Consider the following 18,786-nt stretch of genomic DNA (forward strand, 5'->3'; position numbering starts at 1 on the left):
GAGGGGGAGACACGGGGAGGGGGGGACACGGGGAGGGGGGGACACGGGGAGGGGGAGACGCGGGGAACGCGGGGACCCATAGACGGTAGACCGCTTCCAGAAGACCGCAGACAACGGACGACGGACCGCGATCTGTGGTCGGCGGTCTTGCGATATGGGGAGGGACTCTGAGATTGCCACGGCCCTTGCCCGCGCACAACCGCCGCCGAGGTAGATGGGGGATCGGGCCTCGCAATCCCTACCGGGACGTACCAGTGACAGAAGGGACTGCCTTGGCGACGCGGAGACGCTCCGACATTCCGACATTCTGGTATATTGACATAATGACATAATGAAATTCCGCCTCTACAACACAGGGCAGGGGGTAATGCAGGTTCACAGGAGCTCCGGCGCGTCGCTACAGATGCCATCCACGCCCAGGCGCCTGAGCTGGGCGATCTCTGTCGGCCGTTCCTCGTGCCAAAGCAGGATGCCCAGACCGGCCTGGCGTACCCTGGCAATCCACTCGGGCGTGAGCAGCCTGTGCGGCTCAGGAACCAACGACTCCCAGCAAGGGTGAACGTAGTCGGCGCCCACGGCCTGCGCCAGTTTTACCGGGTCCACGCTGGGTGCGTCGAACAGGATCGACGTGGCAATAGTCGAATCGAAAAACTTGACGGCGGCCACCCAGTCAGCCCGAAACGAGCCGACGATGGCCCAATGGTGCAGTTCGTAACGCTGGATGGCCTCGACCACCGGCTGAATGGCTGCGCCGGCCTCGAGTTCGATGTAGGGGATGAGCCGTTCCTCCATGCAGCACCCAATGGCCTCCTCCAGCGTAGGGATGGTCTCGCCGTTGCCGGCGTCCAGTGTCTTGAGCTGGTCCAGGGACAACTCGCTGACTGCACCACTGGCACCCAGCCGGCTCACCACCGGGTCGTGGATGACCACAGGCACGCCATCGGCTGAAACACGAACGTCCAGTTCCACGGCGTTGGCGCCTAGCTCGGCCGCCCGACGGAAGGCGGCCAGCGTGTTTTCCGGGGCGTGGGCCGAGGCACCGCGGTGGGCAATGCGTAAAAAGTGCAGATCCTCGGGAGGAACAGTGGCGGCCAGACGGTCGATGCGGCAGGCCACGCGGCGGGGTATCCAATCCGCCAAGGCCGGCCAGGGCACCAGCACTTGTGACGTGATCGGAAAGGCCTGGCCAGATTGCCGTGCCGGCTCAAAGACCTGTCGCTGCAGGAAGGTGCGCACCAGCGTATTGGCGTAGGGCGTGCGCAGCCGGGTTAGCTCGGCCTCGAACAGTGGAGTCACCCAGACGCCCCCGACGCCGGCCAGTCGCCTGGTCTGCTCGGCAACCTCACGAGCCGGCCTGCGCTGCAGGAACCAGCCCGGTTCTGGTGCAAACGCGTGTTTGCCCGGTTCGGAATAGACCACGAGGTGATCATCCTCCAGGGTCAACCTGCCGTCCAGCGCCATGCTGTGATAGCCGCCGTGCCAGCTGGCCTCGCCCCGTACGACCTGCCCATCGCCGTCCACGAATACCCAGATGTGCTCCAGCTCGTACAGGTGACCGATGTCCCAGTCCCACCAGATCGCATACTCGATGGCCAGCACCGCCCCTGCCCGGTCGGGCGGATACAGCTCGACCCGGCGAGGGAAGCTAGGGGAGTCGGCATCATCGCGAAAGATGGTGTAACCCGCGGCCAGCGGCATGAAAGGCTCCTGTTGATCGAAACGGATGATCGGGGCGTAGCGGGCGGCCAGGCCTTGCGCTCCGGCATCCTGGGGCAAAGTCAGCAATGCTTCCAGGCTGGCGGTATCGGGGGATTGGGATGTCGTCCCGCTCATCATCGTGCTCCTTTCAACCACAGATTGCGCAGATTCCACAGATTTTTTTGTTTGAATCTGTGTCAATCGGCGAAATCTGTGGAAAACCCGGGACTGCCTGAGCAGTTACGATTTGAGATTGATTTCATTGAAGGTTCCTGCGATAGCGCCAGATCAGAACGAGGCCTGCCGCGAAGGTCAGCGAGCAGAGCAGGTAAACCCAGCGCAGGTCGATGAACGGTACGAGGGCAAATGCGACGAGAGGCCCCAGGGCGCTGCCGATATCGCCCATGGTGGCGTAGCCGCCCATGACCGCGCCCTGTTTGCCGGCCGGGGCCAGGTCCCCCACCTGAGCCGTCAGGATTGCCAACGCTGCCCCGCTGCTGATCGCGCTCAGAGCTACGCCGGCCAGAATAGCCGAGGGCAATTGGACAAAACCCAGCACCGTGAAGCCCAGGATGCCGACCACCAGGCTGGCGGCGATCACCGACCAACGTGCAGCGCGGCTATCGGACCAGTGGCCGGCCAGGGGGCCGGAGAGTCCCGCCAGTAGCGAGCGCATGCCCAGCATCAAACCCGCCAGCGTTGCCACGCCGACCAGAACGCCCATTACCACGACCTCATCACCGAAATGCTGCTGGAGCAAGAGGCTGATGGTCGAGAGCACCACCCCTCCGCCCGCGAACATGACGATCAGATAGATCAGGGACGCGGTGACCAGCCCGCGGTTCGAGTCAAGCAATGCGGTCGCCAGCGTCGGGAATAGGCGTTTCAGCTGCGCGCGCCAGCCCTGCCCGGTTCGCTGGACGCGCAGGCGCGTCTGACGCAGATGGGGCGCGGTCTCGGGCAGGGCGACCAGGGCGATCAGCAGGCCGATTGTCGTTATCGTCGCGCACGCCAGCATCCCCGCCTGGAAACCGTAGCCATCGACCAGAAGCGCGCCGATCAACGGGCCAAGTCCCAGGCCCGCCAGCACCCAGGTGTTGTAGATGCCCGTCAGGCGTCCCCGGTTGGCCGGTGTGCTTATGTCCAACACCATGGCCATGCCGCCCACGTGGATCAGCGTCCAGGCGATGCCCCAGGTCAGGCGCATGGCCAGGAAAGGCCAGAAGCCGCGCAGCATGGCATAGCCTGCGGTCGAGATCACGCCCAGGGTCATGCCCAGCAGGAACAGCCGGCGGCGGCCAAAACGATCGTAGAATAGCCCCGAGATGGGATTGCCCGGGATGCGGATCAGGCGATTCACGCCCAGCATGATGCCCACGGCAGCCAGGCTCAAGCCGACCACGTCCAGCTGTGTGACCAACACCGCGTAGAGCGTCAGGTCACCGAAGAGGGACAGGGCCACGGCAAGGCCCAACGGGATGAGCACGCGGGCCGGTTTGAGGGATGTCATCAACTAACCGGTTGGCGGACTCGATATCAATTGTTCAACCGCAGCCAGGTCGCCGTTCCAGGGGCCAGCGCGTTCCTGCTTCAGCGTTGTAACGGCACCGGCCCAGCGGCAGGCTTCGGCGGGCGAGGTGTCTAATCGCTTCCCCAGGTAGGTCATGAAGCAGGTATCGCCGCGGCCGGTGCGGCCGGCCAGTGAACGCGGTGTGAAAGGGGCCTGGTAGATCTGGCCGTCGGCGTAGACAGTCACGCCCGACGATTGGGTGAGCACGATTTCCCTGGGACCGTACCCGGCCAGGCGTTTGGCAGCGGCTTCCAGGTCGGTCTCGCCGGTTAGCAGCTCTGCCTCGGCCCGGTCGACCTTGAGAAAGGTGACGTGGGCCAGGCCATCTGCCATATCTGGCCAGGGGCGAAAGACGATATCCTGGCCCTCGCGAACGCGCACGAAGCCCTGCACGTCCAGCGACACGGGGCCGCGGCGGGCCAGCGTTTTGAGCAATGGAAGATCCACTTCGCCGGCCATGATGGGCGCGACGGCATAGACGCGGGCGCTCAGATCGGGGACCTCGGCCGCCTGGATGGGACCGGCGAAGCCCAGCAGTTTCGTGACCCGCCGTTCCATATCGCTCGAGTCGTAATAGTTGGCGATGCCGGAGGTCGCGGGCGCTGGAGTGGCGAAGACCTGCACGCCGGCGGTTTCCAGTTCGTCAAGGCGGTGGAAGTCGTCGGGATGCAGGCGGGTGACGACAGCCACGCTCAGGCCCAGGCGGCGCAGGGCCACGCTGCCGTAGGTGACCGCGCCGCCAGAGGCTGTTTCGCCCTGGCCATCGACGATGATCTGATCCTTGGCGAAGTGACCGAGCATCAGGATGTCAACAGAAGTGTTTGTTGCAGGGATCATGGTGTTTCCTTTCCTTTCCACCAAGCATATCACTATCCACCCGCTCGGGTCAACTCCGGCGCGAGTTGCGTTGAAGGACGGATCACCGCAGGTATCGCCGGCGGTTTGTGACAGTGCGAATCCTTCGTTGAATCTGCTCAGTCCTGTCCTGAGCGAAGTCGAAGGAGTGATATACAGTGACATACAATGAAACGAGCCGAAATTGACTCATGGGCGATAGCTGGCTTCCTTGACAGTTGAAGAAAATCAGGCTATAAGCCGTTCAGGGCTTGAAGCGTCTTTCAGCAGGAGACCGAGCCACCGTGCAAGATGCGATTGAGAGGCATCTCAAACACGAACCGGAAAGGACGAGCAGAAGCCGGACGAAGCGATTGCGTGGCATCAGTCGTCCTCAATACCGGCTGCGTGTTGGAGAAATCCGGGTCTTCTATGACATCGTTGAGCAGGACGTGGAAGTCCTGGCGATTGTACCCAAGTCAAGGGCAGCGGATAGAAAATTTTGCCGGTGAAGAGAGGTAGACCGTTCCGCCGGAGTTCGCTGTGTTAGAAAAACGAAAGGCGGACGCCTGTTTCGCAGAACGTCCGCCTGGTTTTTTGCTGCGCTCAATCTGATCCGGTGCTACGGCACCAGTCCGCAGCCTATTCCGACTCCAGTGTCAGAGCGAAGTGCTCTATGCCGGCCTTATCCACGACCCGGAAGGTCAGATTTCCGTCATCCGCGACAGACACGTGGCCAAAGTTGAACAGGTCGCCCATGAACTCACCCTCGGCGTACAACACCGTGGGGTTGAAGCTGGGATCGAGCTTGTCGGGAGGAGGGAGCGGAATGGAGCTCAGGGGGCTGGAGCCCAGTTCATGGAAGTTGGGCTGGCCGTCGCGATCGGGGTCGTAACTGATGGCGAAGGGCCAGTGCGTATCTCCGGCCAGGAAAACGACGTTCTGGATGTCGTGGCTTTCGACAAAGAACAGCAGGGCCATCAGCTCGGTCTCGTAGCCTGTGCGCTCGCTGTAGTTCGCCCAACCGTCCCGGCCGTCCACCTGGGGTTGGGGCCAGCCGGTGGCATAGGAGAGTGGCACGCTGGTCACGATGAATTTCCAGGTCGCTTGCGAGTCGGCCAATCCTTTCTCCAACCAGGCAAACTGGTCAGCACCCAGCATAGACTTGGGCTGCAATGTGACCGGGCTGGGGTCCCAGTTGACAACGGGGTCGCGATAGGAGCGAGTATCCAGGATGAAGAAATCCGCAAGCGCACCGTACGACACCTCCCGGTACATCCGGTAGGGGTCGTCTTCCGTGCCGGTGACAGGCCAAAAGTCAAGGAACGCCTGGCGTCCGTCGGCGAAAAGCTGCGGGTTGATCTTGCCGAGCGTGACCCCGCTGAAGTTGTCCAGGATTTCATGATCATCCCAGATCGCGTACACGGGCGTTTGAGCCAGCAAAGCTGCATAGTGTGGGTCTTCCAGGTGATAACGATAGCGCGTGTGGAAGCCAGCCAGATCGGCGAAAGGTCCTTCAGCGCCCGGGACATTTTGCGGTGACGGACAGGCGGAGTCGACGTAGACGCTATCTCCCATCAGCAAGAAAAAGTCGGGCTGCTCGGCCAACATCGTTTCGAAGATGGTCCAGCCAGTCTCCGGATCGCGGCAATAGCCCTGTCCCCCCAGGCCCGCGCTGAAGGTGAACTCAAAGCCGGCAGGCGAGTCGGCAGCAGGTGCCGTGCTGAATTGGCCGGTGACTGGCTCGCTCGTTTGTCCACCCGCCGTCAAGGCAACGCGATAGTGATATTGCTGACCGGGCATCAGGTCCTCGATCCGCACCTCACCGATGAAATCACCAGTCTCGTCCGCCTCGATCGGCGAGGACGGCGATGTTTCCGGGAAGTCTGACGTCTCAGATACCTCAAATGTGAGCGTTCCTGTCGTATTGCCGCGCGCCCACAACACGGCTGAGTGCTGCGAAACCTCACCAGCGATTGGCCCGTGCGTTACCTCTGGTGCAGCGACCGCCGGGCTCACCAGTTCGGGCGGCGTGGTTTGCGGTGCTTCCAGCCCCTCTCCTGTGTTGGCCGCACGGGGAGCCTCCAGGTTCGTCACACCTTCGATAGTTACCGGCGCACACCCTGCTACCAGGGCTGCAAGAATGAGCAGCGATGTGCCAACAAGCGACACTGCCAACTTTCTGACATTCATTTCGTTCTCTTCTTGAATGAGACTGGCGAATGGCAAATGGACTGGGCCACTGCCGGCTGGAGACGGTTTCTGTGGCCAGCCACTTCTCAGGCAGCTACCAGTGTGATCTGATCCACCGGGATGGTCAGAAACACCTGGTCGCCAGGGTCCAGGATTATCTCTGTGCCGGTGTGGACTCTGATTATCGAGCTGCCAACGCCAATGCGATAATCCACCACGTCGCCCAGGTAAGCGCCGCGCTCAACGCGTCCTGGAAGGATGTTGATGCCGGCCGGCAGGGACGTTGGTTCGTTGGTGTTCAAGGTAATATGTTCGGGGCGCAGGGCAACGGTAACGCTATCTCCTGCCTGGAAGGCAGCGGAGCGAGCCAACAATTCCTGCCCGTCGTCGGTTGCGATGACGACGTTTTCCCCCTGCTGCCGGGTGACCCTACCCTCCAAAAAACTGGTCAGCCCCACGAAGCCGGCTACGAACTTATTGGTGGGCTGACTGTAGATCTCTACAGGTGTCCCGATCTGAACCAGGCGTCCGGCTTCCATAATGGCAACGCGATCGGACAGCACGAGGGCCTCGGCCTGGTCGTGAGTGACGTAGATGCTGGTAATGCCCAGGCTTTTTTGCAGTTCTCGCAGCTCAAAGCGCATTTCCTCGCGAAGCTGGGCATCCAGGTTGCTCAACGGCTCGTCCAGCAGCAATAGCTTTGGCTCCAAAATCAGGGCACGGGCCAGGGCGACCCGTTGCTGCTGACCGCCGGAGAGCTGACGAGGAAACCGTTCTTGCATTCCCGAAAGTCGCACCAGCGCCAACGCCTCATCGATGCGCCTGACGATATCCGGCTTGGGTATCTTACGTAACTCCAGGCCGAAGGCCAGGTTCTGGAAAACGGTCATGTGGGGCCAAAGCGCGTAGTTCTGAAAGACCAGGCCCAGGCCGCGCTTCTCGGCCGGCATACTGGTCACACGGTCATTTCCCAGATAGATCTCACCCTCCTCGGGGATAAGCAGCCCGGCGATGCAGCGCAGAGTCGTGGTTTTGCCACACCCACTGGGACCCAGAAAGGTCAGTATCTCGCCATCCTCGACCTCCAGGTTGAGATTGTCGACGGCAACCACCTCTCCGAAGCGTTTCGTCAGATTCTCCAGGCGTACGCCAGGCATTCCGCGTCTCCTTGGGCGACCACGGGGCGATCAAACGCCCATGCCGCCAACATGCTCGGCCTTGAGAAAGCGCTCGATGACGATCATGAACAGGATGCTGGGAACCAGCAATATGATCGCGATCACCGAGGCAAACTGCAGGTTGAAGCCGCTGGACGAGTAGAGCAACATGGGCAGAGTGCTCACGAAGGGAAGGCCGATAAAAAAGGTGCCTGTGAATTCATCCAGGGAGGTCAAAAAAACGAACACGCTGGCGGCCAACAGGCCGGGCAAGGCCAGAGGCAGCGTGATGCGTAGAAAGGTTCGCAGACCGGAGGCTCCCACGCTGCGGGCCGCTTCCTCCAATTCCGGCGGCACCGCCTTGAAGGCAGCACTGGATATCCACACCGCAAAGACGAGGCTGACCATCATGTGAACCAGAAGCACGCCGGTGAACTTGCCGGCCAGCCCAAGGCGGTTGAAGGCGAGCAGCAGGTTGACAAACACTGGCTGCTGGGGAAAGGCCTGAGGCATCAGGAAGAGCAGAAGGATCAGTCCCTTCCAGGGAACGCGCCGCTTGGCCAGGACGTATCCCACCGGCATGGCGATGAGCATTACCAGGATCACCGAGGCGACAGCCAGCAGCAGGCTGGTCTGGAAGGAGTCAAGGATGCTGACAGCACCGACGGCCAGGCTTATTTCCAACCCCAGGGCCTGCGCCCAGTAGTCCCATCCCACTTCCTGGGGTAAAACGTTGGGCCAATACCACCGGAGGGCGACCGACCACAGAACCAGCCCAAGCATGGGGCCGAAGATGACCAGGCCCAACACGACCACTAATACTGCTTCCAGGGTTCTGCGCACAATGCTACCAACAGACATGATCATCCGTCCTGCGTTTCATAGACCCCCTGCTTCAGGTTGTAGCGAAGGTAGTAGATGGCTGCGACCAATACCAGGACGTAGGAAACAGTACCCAGTGCATTGGCCACGCCCCAGTCGCCGAAGTAGGTCACTCGATGGGCGATGTCGACGGTGATGGTCGTGGGCGATTTTCCACCGATAAGCATGAAGGGCAGTGTGAACGTACCAACCGTAGAGGTAAACGCCAGCACAAGGGCGACCGAGATGCTGGCCCGACTCATGGGGATCAGGATTCGCCAGATCACCTGGGGGGTTCCGGCACCCACGCTGCGCGCTGCCTCAATATAGGAATCGTCAATTACCATAAAGCCACTGGCAACGATCAGTGTCATGAACGCAGCCTGTTTCCAGACGAAACCAAAGGTGAGCCCTTTCCAGTCCAGCAATTGCAGAGGCGCGTCGATGTTAATCAACCCCAGCTGGGACAGTGCGATATTCAACAGGCCGTGGGGTGCCAGGAAGGTGGTCATCATCTGAGCCACCACGACAAAGGGGACAAAAATGGGCAGGCGGTAGATAAGCCCGGCGATGCGCGAGGCCAGACCGCCGCTGGATAGGCGCAGATAGGAGGATAAAAGGATGCTGATGATCGTCGCCAGGACTGTGCTCAGCAGAGAAACTGCCAGGGTAAAGACAATGTCGCGCACGTAAAGATCCTGAACTTTGAGATAGTTGTTCAGGGTCCAGGCGCCGTCGCTGTCCAGAAAGCTGCGGACGATGGAGCCGGCAAACGGGTAGGCGTAGAGGGTCAGCATCAGGCCCACCGCGGGCAGAAGCAGGAGGAAGGTCAGGAGCCTATCCCTGGCCTCCCTCCCATCAAGCTTCTTGATCGTGGCGTTAACCACCAGTCACCCATTGCTCGTAGGCTTCCAGCATTGCGTCAAAGTAGTCGACTGTGGGGAACGATCTGCCCTTGGCGGCAAGTTCCTCCGGGGGCACGTCGGCGTAGAGGCGCTCGAACGCCTCAGGTGGCGCAACATCTGCCACAAAGCTGCCATCGATACCAGGATACCAGTTGTACCGATCGATGATGACGTTGCCCTGGATATCGGGGCTGGTCACGTATTCGATCCACTTTTTGGCTACCTCGGGGTGCGGCGCGTTGGCGGGGATCACGAAGTACATGGGCTGGCCCGGCATGCCAGGTTCGGGCAACAACAGCCGAACGTTGGGATCCAGTTTGCCCTCAGCCATGAAGGTGTGGAACATGTCCACCCAAACCGGCCCGATGCAGATCTCACCACGGTTCAGCGCGTCCAGGGTGCCCACGTTGCCCGCTGTGAAGGTGACATTCTTGTTGAACTCCTTCAAGTCCTCGAACGCAGGTTGCCAGGAAGCGACCTCGGCCTCGTCGAAAGGACCGGTGACGGCGTATTGTTCATAGTTGTCGCTCTTCCAGTAGATCCAGCCGACTGTGAAGGAGACGCCGGACATGCCCCCTTTGATACCATTGTAGCCAAATTTACCAGGATTTTCCTTGACCCATTCCTCCAGTTCCTCATAGCTGGCGGGTGGGTCCGGAACGCATTCGGGGTTGTAGGCCAGGGCGGTCTGGCTATGGAACATGGGCATGGCGTAACCCTCGATGTCGGTGCCCAGGGCGTTGCGGGCATCGGCCGCAGTCATATACTGCCAGGTGTCCAGATCCTTGGCATAGTCCATGAGCAGGTCCTCTTCCATGGCCCAGGACATGAATTTCTGGTGGGCCATGACCACGTCCACATCACCGGGATCCTTGCCCGAATCCTTATCCGCTTTGAGCTTTTCGAAGATCAACCGGGAACCGGCATCACCCGGTCCGGTATGCACGGTCGAGACATCGACGTTTGGGTACATCGCCTCGAAATCGGGGGTCAAAACGTTCTGACCCAATGCCAGCATGTTCACGTCACCGGCCGTCAGGTAGATCAGCTCCACTGTCTCCTCGGCCTGGATCTCTTTCTCAACCTCGACGATGACCGTTTCTACGACCGGCACCTCTTTTACGACCTCGACAACTTGGGCCACCGGCGCGGGACAGGCGGCCAGCACCAGGGCAGCAATCGAAAAGACTGCCAACACCAATAGACGACGCTTCATTTGAATCTGCCTCCTTTGGCAAAGCAAGCGTAAGGCTCGACTGCGCCAGGCATGGACGCCTGGCTCCCTTTTTTCAGCGATGATCTGTGGTTGGGCATCACCTCCTTAGCAGTCTTGAAGCGTCGACGGGAAAGAGGGTTGGGGAATCGGGTTCGCTTGCCGATAGTGTAGTGGCAAGCTGGTGAGAAGGTAGTCCTGTTGCAGGGCTGGCGTTTGCAGCGCCGTGCATGAGCGAAATAACAGGTGGGGAAAGAGACCGTGGCAATCCTGCCAGTTGGAAACCGTGGTCATGGCACGCTTCAGAAAAGATAACAGGTCCTGGTGATCGCCCGACTCCAACAGTTGTTGAACAGAACCTGCCGGACCGGTAGTTGATTGCCATCGATCTGGACAAACAAGACCCATCATCTGGTTCTTGATTGCCCTTCCCGTACGTGCATCTTCATTCTAACAGAGAACAATAGGCGTGTCAAGCAATTTCGCGCTGAAGCAGGGCTTAAAGAAAGTTATTTTGCGTCATGCTGGCAATATGGGGTGACGGGCAAACTACGATCGTTGGCTGGCGCAAAAGCCTCCAGCAGGCATTATCCATGGCGCCACGTGTTCCAGCCGAAGCATCTTGCGGTAGAAGGCGCGCGATATCCTTCACTGTGGCTGGTCTTTCTCATATGAAACTCGGGTGTTTGAGGACAATCATGGATGAACGATGGCAGTCGTAGAATCGCTCAGGATGACAGTGACAAGGTTGTTTATGTCATGCTGAGCGGGAGCAATGGTCGCACTCTTCGCTTACGCGTCTCAGCGAAGCATCTTGCCTGCCATGTTGAGACATTTCGCCAACGGGTCTGTTCCGCGAATTGCCTGGCTAGCTCTCGCCTCGGCTGCTGCCGTGGCGTGTCGGCGTCCGGCGACGAGAACACACGAATGCAGTTGCCCCACTTCCGCCCTATTCGTGCATTCGTGACCCCATTCGTGGACGGCCCAGGACACCGCCATCCGCGAATTACCTTCGGCGTCGCCCACTGGCGAGGCTCAGGATGTCATTTGACCCCTGTATTTGCCAGGTGCGAAACATGAGTTTATAAATTCTCATTCCTTTAGGAAGCTCCCAGCTTCCTGCGAGGTGAAATCGCAGCCTGGCAAAAAAAAGGCCGGAGACGATTGTGTCTCCGGCCTGCGGTTATTCGAGTTTATCCATCGTTTTTCGGGGTGTCCAGTTCTTCGAGTTGCTCGGATTCTGGGTCGTAGGCAGCCCAGGCCCAGGGACCGAAAAGCATTGCCTGGCGCCGGCGCCAGGCGCGGCCTCGACCCTTGCCCTGTCCATCCCTGCCACGTCCTTGACGGGGCCCGCGGCCGGGACCCCTGGCAGCGCCAAGGGCCATCCTGCGCAGGCGGGCCTTGTCCCCCTTCATCTCGATGCGGTAACCATCCTCGGTCTCTATGACACGTACTTCATGGATTACTTTTTCTGACATTTTTATATCACCTCCTTGGTGAATTACTTGGTTTCTTGCGTGATCTCGTCCTGCACAGTGGGCGGCTGCTCGTCGCTGCTGTCGCCGTTCAGGTCGTGCGTCAGTCTTTGCAGTACCTCAGCGGCTTCTGCCAGCTTGGGCCGCACAACGGCCTTCAAGCGGACCAGCTCCTGTTCTCCGGATTCGGTCAGATGATAGATTCGTACGGTGCGTTTCCGGGGATCTTCCCATTTGCCAACAACATAACCCTGCTTCTCCAGCATGGTTAGAAGGGGATAGACGGCACCCGGGTTTGCCACCCACTGGCCACCGGTTCGCTGGCCAATCAACTCCATAAGCTCGTTGCCGTAGCGCGCTTGCTGCGCAAGCAGGTCCATTACCAGCAAGGGAAGCAGACCACCACCTTTGCTCAAGAGGCTGGCCACAAAAGGATTGAAGGAATCCATTCCCTTGTGCCAGGGGCTGAAGCGGCGACCGCCGAAGGCCCAATGTTCCTCAGGCCACGCTCCCATGTATTCGTGGAAAAACTCACGCCATGCCCGGGCAACCATCCGTGGTGGCGGCGGTGGTGGGGGAGTGGCTATACCCTGTCGGGGATCGTCTTGTTCCTCCCAGTAATCCTGCCATTCCTCCCGCCAGGCCCGCCAGAAGTCCCGGCGTCCCCGCCTGCGTCTGCGATGTCCATGTTTTTCGCCCATAATCTGCACCTTTGTCCATAGTCTCTGTCAATCGTGACACGTCACTTTGAACCAACTATATTCAATTCAATATAGTTGAACCTAATTATAAACCGATAAGGATAGTTTGTCAAATGCAGCCCTCGAGTTGGGAAGCGCCAGGCACATCGAGGGCACACTGTTCCTCTTCATCGAGATGGCCTTCGTCGACCGTTTACGCACCGGCGTGCCCCTGCTCAATCCGACCGGTTTCACTGCCTTTCAATCCCTCTTCGATTTCGAACGATTGCGCGCCTTTCAGACTGAAGAGACGATTCGTTACCTGGATGCCCTCCTGGAAGACTTGCTTGGTATGCTGGAGAGCGAGCAATGGGATGTTGCGCTCCTGCGATCGCGTGAGGTGGTCGACGCAACGATCGATGCCTATTTACACCATCTGGGTAATACCGACCCGACCCGCAAGTGGCGCTCCGTATATCTGGAACGCCTGAAGGATGGTAGCGAACGTCATCAGCGCTTCGCAAAAACATTCTGGCGATTGCAGTTCCCAGACGGTAATGCTTTGCGGCAAGATCCCATCGCTTGCCATTCCCACCTCGAATCCTGTGTGCGTTTTGCCAATGAGGTTGTTACGTGGATCCAGGGATGATGGCCATTAGCAGGGATGCCGTTCCCCGTACCAATTTTATGGTGCGGCGCCGGCGCTTCGACGAGGCAATCTGGCTGGTCCGCTACAACGATTGGTACGTTCTGGACGACCCGTCAGACTATGTTTGGCGCGGCTGCGAGGCATCATGGACGGTGGAAGAGATCATCAAGAGAATGGCAGTTGATCAGGACATGTCCCTTGCCGATGCCATGGCTGCGACCGTTTACGCATTAGGCCTGTTTCGCGAGCTGGGGTTCCTGACCTGGGACGATGTTGAGGATACCGATGTCGACTAACCCCATTCCCTTGGTGGAATCTACCATTTTTCGATCCTGAACTGCACTACCAATTGCCTGTCGGTCCCATCGAGCGACCTGATCTTGACGAATGCGAGATGGCCATTCAGAACGTCGGTTGGACTCTTGGCAACGACTGTCCATACCGCTGCCAGCACTGCTATTCCATGTATGCCCGGCGCAAGGGCATGAATCTGGAGCCTTGGATGGTGCGCCGGGTAGTGGACCAACTTGTCAAACTTGGGGTTAAGACGGTCAACCTGGGGGGCAATGAGCCAATCTTCACCAATGGCCTTGACGTGAAAAGTTCACTGCTGCCTGCCATTGTGGAATCGTTAACCGGGGCAGGGATTGCGGTGGGCCTCACCACCAGCGGAATCACCCTGTTGAAACTGGAGCAGCACTTTCCCTATGTTGTTCAGTTATTGAACGATGTCGACATTTCCTTCGACAGCCCCTTTCCTGAGGGTCGAGCTGCCGCGGGGGCTGCGCAGCCCGTAGCTATCTCCACCATCTATTCGAATCGGGAAAACGCTCCCTGTTTGTCCGCGATCCCTACTGCCTGCGCGAGTTCGAAACGTCGTCGCCCCATGGCGTTCCACCATTTCCGCAGAATCCTTCCCTGCCCGAAGACAAGGTTCTGGTGCATCGGGACTACCTCTGTACCTGGATCAGCGAGCCCCTGCCCAAGGCACAGCAACCCGAGGCTGCAATTGCGACTGTCCAGGAAGCCTCGCTGTGACAGCCCCACGTATTCTCGACCCCGGCTACCGGCCACAGCTGACTGCCAACGGTCATTACATGCTGCGCTTTCGTTACCTGAAACGCAATGGCGATGGCCAATTCGAGGCGCCGGTCGTCATGTTCCGGCGCGTCGCCTGGACGCTGGCGCAGGTCGAGCGCCAGTTCAACTCTGACCTGGACGACTCCCAGATCACCACCTGGGCGGATCGTTTCTTCACGGCGATGACCGACGGGCAGTTCCTTCCCAACGCGCCGACTTTGTTGGGGGCCGGCCGGTTACTGGGGCAACTCTTTGCCTGCTTTGTATTGCCGGTGGACGACTCGATCGATTCGATCTTCGACACCCTTCGTATGGCTGCGCAGGTGCATAGCAAAGGGGGCGGAACCGGCTTTTCATTTTCTCGTCTGCGCGCACGGGGTACGCCCATTGCTACTGGTGGCGTGGCAACCGGTCCCGTTTCCTTTATGGAGGTGTTCGACCGGGAGACCGAGGCGATAAAATCGGGAGGCACCGGTTGGGGTGCCAACATGGGTGTGTTGCGCTGCGATCATCCCGACATCCTTGAATTCGTCTCGGCCAAGGCCCAGGGCGCCCTGCGCAATTTCAACATCTCTGTAGCCGTCACAGACCAATTCATGGACGCGGCTGCGCGGGACGAGGATTTCGCGCTTGTCGACCCGCACACGCAGAAGATCGTACGTCGCTTGCCGGCACGGTTTTTGCTCCACTCTGTCTGTGAGCAGGCCTGGCGAACTGGTGATCCTGGCCTGTTGTTTATCGACCAGATCAACGCCAATAATCCCACACCGGCTTTGGGTGCCATTGAAGCGACGAATCCATGTGGGGAGGCACCCCTGTTGCCCTTCGAGGCCTGTTGTCTGGGGGGTATCAACGTCGCTGCATTTCACGACCCGGATGGCCAAACATACAGCTGGGACAAGCTGGAGCAGACTGCAGGTCTGGCCCTGCGCATGATGGACAATGTCATCCAGGCGAGCCGGTTTCCGCTGCCAGAGATCCACGCGGCGGTCCACCGCACGCGCAAGCTTGGCATCGGTGTAATGGGTTTCGCCGACTTGCTCATCGCGATGGGCATTGCCTACGACTCGCCCGAAGCCGAAGCGCTGGCCGGCCAGCTTATGACGACGATTCAGGCCGGTACGCGGGTCATGTCGCAGCGTCTGGCGGCAACACGGGGGCCATTCCCGGCGTATGCCGGCAGCCGGTGGCAGCAGCTGGGCCACCCCCCGATGCGTAACGCCACAACGACCAGCAATGCCCCCAACTCGACAATTTCGGCCGTGGCCGGCTGCTCGGCAGGTATTGAGCCCCATTATTCCATTGCCTACAGTAAACACCTGGCAAATGGCGAACAACTGCGCGAGGTAAACCAGTCCTTTGTGCAGGCGTTACAACATCGTGGGCTGGATGATCGCGAACTGATGCAAATTGCCGAGACATCGGGCTCCGTCCAGGATATGACCGCGCTGCCAGACGATCTGCGGCGTGTATTTGTGACCGCCCATGACATTTCACCAGCCTGGCACATCAGGATCCAGGCCGCTTTCCAACAACACACCGATCTGGGTGTATCAAAGACGATCAACTTGCCGCACACCGCGACCGTTGCCGACGTAAGAGATGCCTTCTTGCTGGCGTACCAACTGGGATGCAAGGGCATTACCTGTTATCGAGACCGTTGCCAGGAGGCCCAGTTCCTTTCGATCACCGTTCCCCGCATCCAACCTGCCAGTCAGGAGTCATGTTCTGTCTGCACGTGAGCGACCTCAAGAGATGAGAAGAAGAATCCGATGAACCAACCCTCGACACCGCGTTATGCCAACCGGACACATGGGCTACCCGCACCGCCGATCGTGCTGCGGGAGATTGACATAAACGTGACAAACCTGTGCAACTTGACATGCATTTATTGCAGTTACAGCTCGACTCCCGGCAAGCATGAGCCAACTCTGCCAAAGGAACTGATCCATCGTGTTTTGGACGAGGCTGCTGCCCTGGGTAATCGTGTGGTTCACTTCAGTGGCGGTGAGCCTGTGATCCGGCCCGACATGCCCGAGCTGATTGGTCACGCCAGCGGCCTTGGCTTCAAAATGCGAATGCACTCCAATGGTGCGTTGTTGCGACGCGAGAAACTCGAGACACTCTGGCAGGCCGGTCTTCGCCAGGTTCTGGTTAGCCTTGACGGGTTTGAGGACAATCATGGCTATCATCGGAGCGACCGCCAACTATTCCCGAAAACCATGGCTGCCATCAGAAACGCTTCCGAGCTTGGCTTCGATGTGCGTGTCAACTCGGTGGCTACCGTGCGTAATGTTGACGAGCTGCCAAAACTCTTGCCGGTGCTTGCCGACATGGGGGTAGCGACCTTTTCGGTGTTTTACATGATCCCGGTGGGCCGCGGGCGCGAGGTGGCAGATCTGATGGTGCCGCCCAAACGCTGGCGAAGCTTTATCGAGGCGATGCAGGCCACTGCCGCTCTTCACCGGCCAGGGAATATGGAGGTAACCGTCGAGAAGGTTTTCCAATGGGAGGACGAGCAACAGGCCCGGGGCCTGATCCAATCCGGGCGTGGCGGCAGTTGTCTTGGCTTCCTGCAGGAGTGCAACTATGTCAACATACTTTCCGACGGACGGGTTTACCCATGCGTCTGTTTTCTTGATGAGGCGCCTGCTTTAGGAAACGTCTTTGATAGCAGTCTCGAAGAAATCTTGTTTAGCCCGGACAGTTGGGATTTCTACTGGTCCATGAAGGGCATTAATCAAGCCTGTGCGGGTTGCTCCAAACTGGATACTTGTCGAGGGGGTAGCCGCGCCTTGAGCCGCTTTGCACTTGGCGACTGGTTTGCTCTGGACCCGCGCTGCAGCGGAGACCCGCAGGCCCAGGGGTTTATTCCCTTGTGTTTCATGGTCCGCGAGAATGTCGCCACGCGCGTTCACAGTGGCTTTGCCGAGCGCGTCACTCCGCGGCAATCACCGGCATAGAATGTTCTCGTGGAGCCAATAGCAGTCACGCCAGTCGATTCCCATCCGGCGCCCCTTTTCCAGGCTGGTGAACAGCGCGGAAACCTGGTTGCCGTCGAAGGGATTGATGGCTCTGGAAAATCCACTCTCGTGGCGCATCTTTTCGATCACCTGTCCGGCCAGGGGCGACCGGTTTTTCGGGTGACGCGCTACATGGTGCCTGCACTGACCCGTCTCTGGCTTCGTTTAGTTGAAGAGGACCTGGTGGACCAATACGAGGCGGCGGCTCTTGCCGTGGCAGACTACTACACCGGCCTGGCCAACGCCATCGGCCCTGCCCTCGATGCCGGGAAGATCGTTCTGGCCGATCGCTATCATTTTTCCCATCAGGTTCATTTTTGTCTGCGCGGGGTTGACCCGGAACAACTCCAGGCCTGGTTTGCGGCTGCGCAACCACCCATCCTGACCATTTACCTTGAGGTTCCCGTTGGCATAACCCTGGATCGTTTGCGGTTAATGAATAAACCCGATTTCTGGGAATGTGGGCTCGATCATCGACCTGGCATGTCTATCGGGAAGGCCTGGCGCCAATTCCTGGAGAACAGGCCATCGACAGAGGAACTTGAGCATCACTTCTATCGCTACCAATCGGCCGCCAAAGTGCTGTTCCAGCAGATCCTGCCGCCATCGACCACGGTCATCCTGGATGGCACCCTACCTTCGGATGAATTGTTGGGACGTTGCCTAAGATTGCTCGACCGCGCAGAAGCCCGGCAAGAACTTCTTGAAGGGCAACCGGTTTTTCACAGTAAAGCCTGACAATGACCAGCCTGCCCATGTGGCTCAACGATTATCTTGCCCGCTACGAATCGCCACTTCGTCATGGTCTCACCGTTTCCGAACAAGTTGAACTGGCCTTGTCACCTGATAAAATCGACGGGTTGAAGCGGCTTGCATTTATCTTGCTTCGACCTGACGTCCTTATCCAGGAAGCTGAGTCATATCGAAAGTTGCGGCCATCTGGGCGCGACTCTGACAACATTGTCAACTCCTTTGGTCATGCCGAATTACAACGATAGCGTCACCTTTCTGGGCAAAACGGTTACCGTAATCATAGATCGACCTCTGGGTTCGCGACACCCGGAGTGGGGATTTGTTTACCCAGTCAATTATGGCTACATTCCCGGTCAACGGGCCCCGGATGGAGAACCCCTTGACGCGTATGTCCTCGGTATTGAAGGGCCGCTGACCGAGTTTACGGGCATCTGTGTTGCTGTCGTGCATCGACTGGATGATGTGGAAGACAAACTGGTTGTGGTGCCGTTGAGCGATATCCATTTGACCAGGGATGAGATTTCAGCTCAGATCGACTTCCAGGAACGATACTTCAAAACAATCATTTTTTTTGTGTTGAAAAACGGGATTCGTCCGGTTAACTTGAAGTTGTGCAGATTCTCTGTTATACTGAAACATAGCTTTTTCACTGGAAAAGGAACAGGGAAACAAGTAGACAAGGAAACAAGTAGACA

The 18,786-nt window shown here is 58.9% G+C and carries 16 protein-coding genes and 2 pseudogenes; 7 read left to right on the forward strand and 11 right to left on the reverse strand.

Annotated elements, in window-relative coordinates; translation table 11 throughout:
• Window positions 1–375: 375 nt before the first annotated feature.
• The 11 genes from U9R25_00005 to U9R25_00055 form a co-directional block, all read right to left on the reverse strand.
• Window positions 376–1,833, reverse strand: a complete 1,458-nt coding sequence (locus U9R25_00005) for a glycerophosphodiester phosphodiesterase family protein (GenBank protein ID MEA3334262.1) — start codon at window positions 1,831–1,833, stop codon at window positions 376–378.
• 124 nt (window positions 1,834–1,957) lie between these two features.
• A complete protein-coding gene (locus U9R25_00010; GenBank protein MEA3334263.1) occupies window positions 1,958–3,208 on the reverse strand; it encodes an MFS transporter in 1,251 nt (416 codons plus the stop codon).
• A 3-nt stretch (window positions 3,209–3,211) separates the two neighbouring features.
• The gene (locus U9R25_00015; GenBank protein ID MEA3334264.1) at window positions 3,212–4,105 is read right to left on the reverse strand and encodes a PfkB family carbohydrate kinase; all 894 of its coding nucleotides are present in this window, start codon (window positions 4,103–4,105) and stop codon (window positions 3,212–3,214) included.
• A gap of 639 nt (window positions 4,106–4,744) precedes the next feature.
• Window positions 4,745–6,295, reverse strand: coding sequence for an alkaline phosphatase D family protein (locus tag U9R25_00020; protein MEA3334265.1), 1,551 nt, complete (start codon window positions 6,293–6,295; stop codon window positions 4,745–4,747).
• Window positions 6,296–6,381: 86 nt separating this feature from the next.
• A complete protein-coding gene (locus U9R25_00025) occupies window positions 6,382–7,452 on the reverse strand; it encodes an ABC transporter ATP-binding protein (GenBank protein MEA3334266.1) in 1,071 nt (356 codons plus the stop codon).
• 30 nt (window positions 7,453–7,482) lie between these two features.
• A complete protein-coding gene (locus U9R25_00030; protein ID MEA3334267.1) occupies window positions 7,483–8,313 on the reverse strand; it encodes an ABC transporter permease subunit in 831 nt (276 codons plus the stop codon).
• A gap of 2 nt (window positions 8,314–8,315) precedes the next feature.
• Window positions 8,316–9,200, reverse strand: coding sequence for an ABC transporter permease subunit (locus U9R25_00035; protein MEA3334268.1), 885 nt, complete (start codon window positions 9,198–9,200; stop codon window positions 8,316–8,318).
• Entirely contained in the window at window positions 9,193–10,434 is a 1,242-nt protein-coding gene (locus tag U9R25_00040; GenBank protein MEA3334269.1) for an extracellular solute-binding protein, read from the reverse strand. The genes U9R25_00035 and U9R25_00040 overlap by 8 nt, the downstream gene beginning before the upstream one ends.
• Before the next feature lie 105 nt (window positions 10,435–10,539).
• Window positions 10,540–10,725, reverse strand: coding sequence for a hypothetical protein (locus U9R25_00045; GenBank protein ID MEA3334270.1), 186 nt, complete (start codon window positions 10,723–10,725; stop codon window positions 10,540–10,542).
• An 899-nt stretch (window positions 10,726–11,624) separates the two neighbouring features.
• Window positions 11,625–11,909 (reverse strand): hypothetical protein, encoded by a 285-nt coding sequence (locus tag U9R25_00050; GenBank protein ID MEA3334271.1) that lies wholly within the window; start codon window positions 11,907–11,909, stop codon window positions 11,625–11,627.
• A gap of 23 nt (window positions 11,910–11,932) precedes the next feature.
• Entirely contained in the window at window positions 11,933–12,607 is a 675-nt protein-coding gene (locus U9R25_00055) for a PadR family transcriptional regulator (protein ID MEA3334272.1), read from the reverse strand.
• Between the two features lie 106 nt (window positions 12,608–12,713).
• Here U9R25_00055 and U9R25_00060 point away from each other — a divergent pair, with 106 nt between their 5' ends.
• From U9R25_00060 to U9R25_00090, 7 genes and pseudogenes are all read left to right on the forward strand, one after another.
• The gene (locus tag U9R25_00060) at window positions 12,714–13,235 is read left to right on the forward strand and encodes a hypothetical protein (GenBank protein MEA3334273.1); all 522 of its coding nucleotides are present in this window, start codon (window positions 12,714–12,716) and stop codon (window positions 13,233–13,235) included.
• On the forward strand, window positions 13,232–13,531 hold the full coding sequence (locus tag U9R25_00065; GenBank protein MEA3334274.1) for a hypothetical protein: 300 nt from the start codon (window positions 13,232–13,234) through the stop codon (window positions 13,529–13,531). Before U9R25_00060 ends, U9R25_00065 begins: the two co-directional genes overlap by 4 nt.
• Window positions 13,532–13,719: 188 nt before the next feature.
• Window positions 13,720–13,938: pseudogene (locus U9R25_00070) on the forward strand (radical SAM protein).
• Between the two features lie 331 nt (window positions 13,939–14,269).
• Window positions 14,270–16,057 carry an adenosylcobalamin-dependent ribonucleoside-diphosphate reductase gene (locus U9R25_00075; GenBank protein ID MEA3334275.1) on the forward strand — a complete coding sequence of 596 codons (1,788 nt, stop codon included), beginning with the start codon at window positions 14,270–14,272 and terminating at the stop codon, window positions 16,055–16,057.
• Between the two features lie 30 nt (window positions 16,058–16,087).
• Window positions 16,088–17,278, forward strand: a complete 1,191-nt coding sequence (locus tag U9R25_00080) for a radical SAM protein (GenBank protein MEA3334276.1) — start codon at window positions 16,088–16,090, stop codon at window positions 17,276–17,278.
• Window positions 17,279–17,287: 9 nt separating this feature from the next.
• Complete coding sequence (locus U9R25_00085; protein ID MEA3334277.1) at window positions 17,288–18,076, forward strand: hypothetical protein; 789 nt, start codon at window positions 17,288–17,290, stop codon at window positions 18,074–18,076.
• A gap of 240 nt (window positions 18,077–18,316) precedes the next feature.
• Window positions 18,317–18,649 (forward strand): annotated as a pseudogene (locus tag U9R25_00090) (inorganic diphosphatase).
• The last annotated feature ends 137 nt before the right edge of the window (window positions 18,650–18,786 follow it).

This window comes from Chloroflexota bacterium (assembly GCA_034717495.1).
GTDB lineage: Bacteria > Chloroflexota > Anaerolineae > JAAEKA01 > JAAEKA01 > JAYELL01.

What these genes read in the sequence shown, in the direction of transcription:
- U9R25_00005 (MEA3334262.1), bottom strand. Translation starts at nt 1,833, where the DNA reads ATGAGCGGGACGACATCCCAATCCCCCGATACCGCCAGCCTGGAAGCA.
- U9R25_00010 (MEA3334263.1), bottom strand. Translation starts at nt 3,208, where the DNA reads ATGACATCCCTCAAACCGGCCCGCGTGCTCATCCCGTTGGGCCTTGCC.
- U9R25_00015 (MEA3334264.1), bottom strand. Translation starts at nt 4,105, where the DNA reads ATGATCCCTGCAACAAACACTTCTGTTGACATCCTGATGCTCGGTCAC.
- U9R25_00020 (MEA3334265.1), bottom strand. Translation starts at nt 6,295, where the DNA reads ATGAATGTCAGAAAGTTGGCAGTGTCGCTTGTTGGCACATCGCTGCTC.
- U9R25_00025 (MEA3334266.1), bottom strand. Translation starts at nt 7,452, where the DNA reads ATGCCTGGCGTACGCCTGGAGAATCTGACGAAACGCTTCGGAGAGGTG.
- U9R25_00030 (MEA3334267.1), bottom strand. Translation starts at nt 8,313, where the DNA reads ATGTCTGTTGGTAGCATTGTGCGCAGAACCCTGGAAGCAGTATTAGTG.
- U9R25_00040 (MEA3334269.1), bottom strand. Translation starts at nt 10,434, where the DNA reads ATGAAGCGTCGTCTATTGGTGTTGGCAGTCTTTTCGATTGCTGCCCTG.
- U9R25_00045 (MEA3334270.1), bottom strand. Translation starts at nt 10,725, where the DNA reads ATGACCACGGTTTCCAACTGGCAGGATTGCCACGGTCTCTTTCCCCAC.
- U9R25_00050 (MEA3334271.1), bottom strand. Translation starts at nt 11,909, where the DNA reads ATGTCAGAAAAAGTAATCCATGAAGTACGTGTCATAGAGACCGAGGAT.
- U9R25_00055 (MEA3334272.1), bottom strand. Translation starts at nt 12,607, where the DNA reads ATGGGCGAAAAACATGGACATCGCAGACGCAGGCGGGGACGCCGGGAC.
- U9R25_00065 (MEA3334274.1), top strand. Translation starts at nt 13,232, where the DNA reads ATGATGGCCATTAGCAGGGATGCCGTTCCCCGTACCAATTTTATGGTG.
- U9R25_00080 (MEA3334276.1), top strand. Translation starts at nt 16,088, where the DNA reads ATGAACCAACCCTCGACACCGCGTTATGCCAACCGGACACATGGGCTA.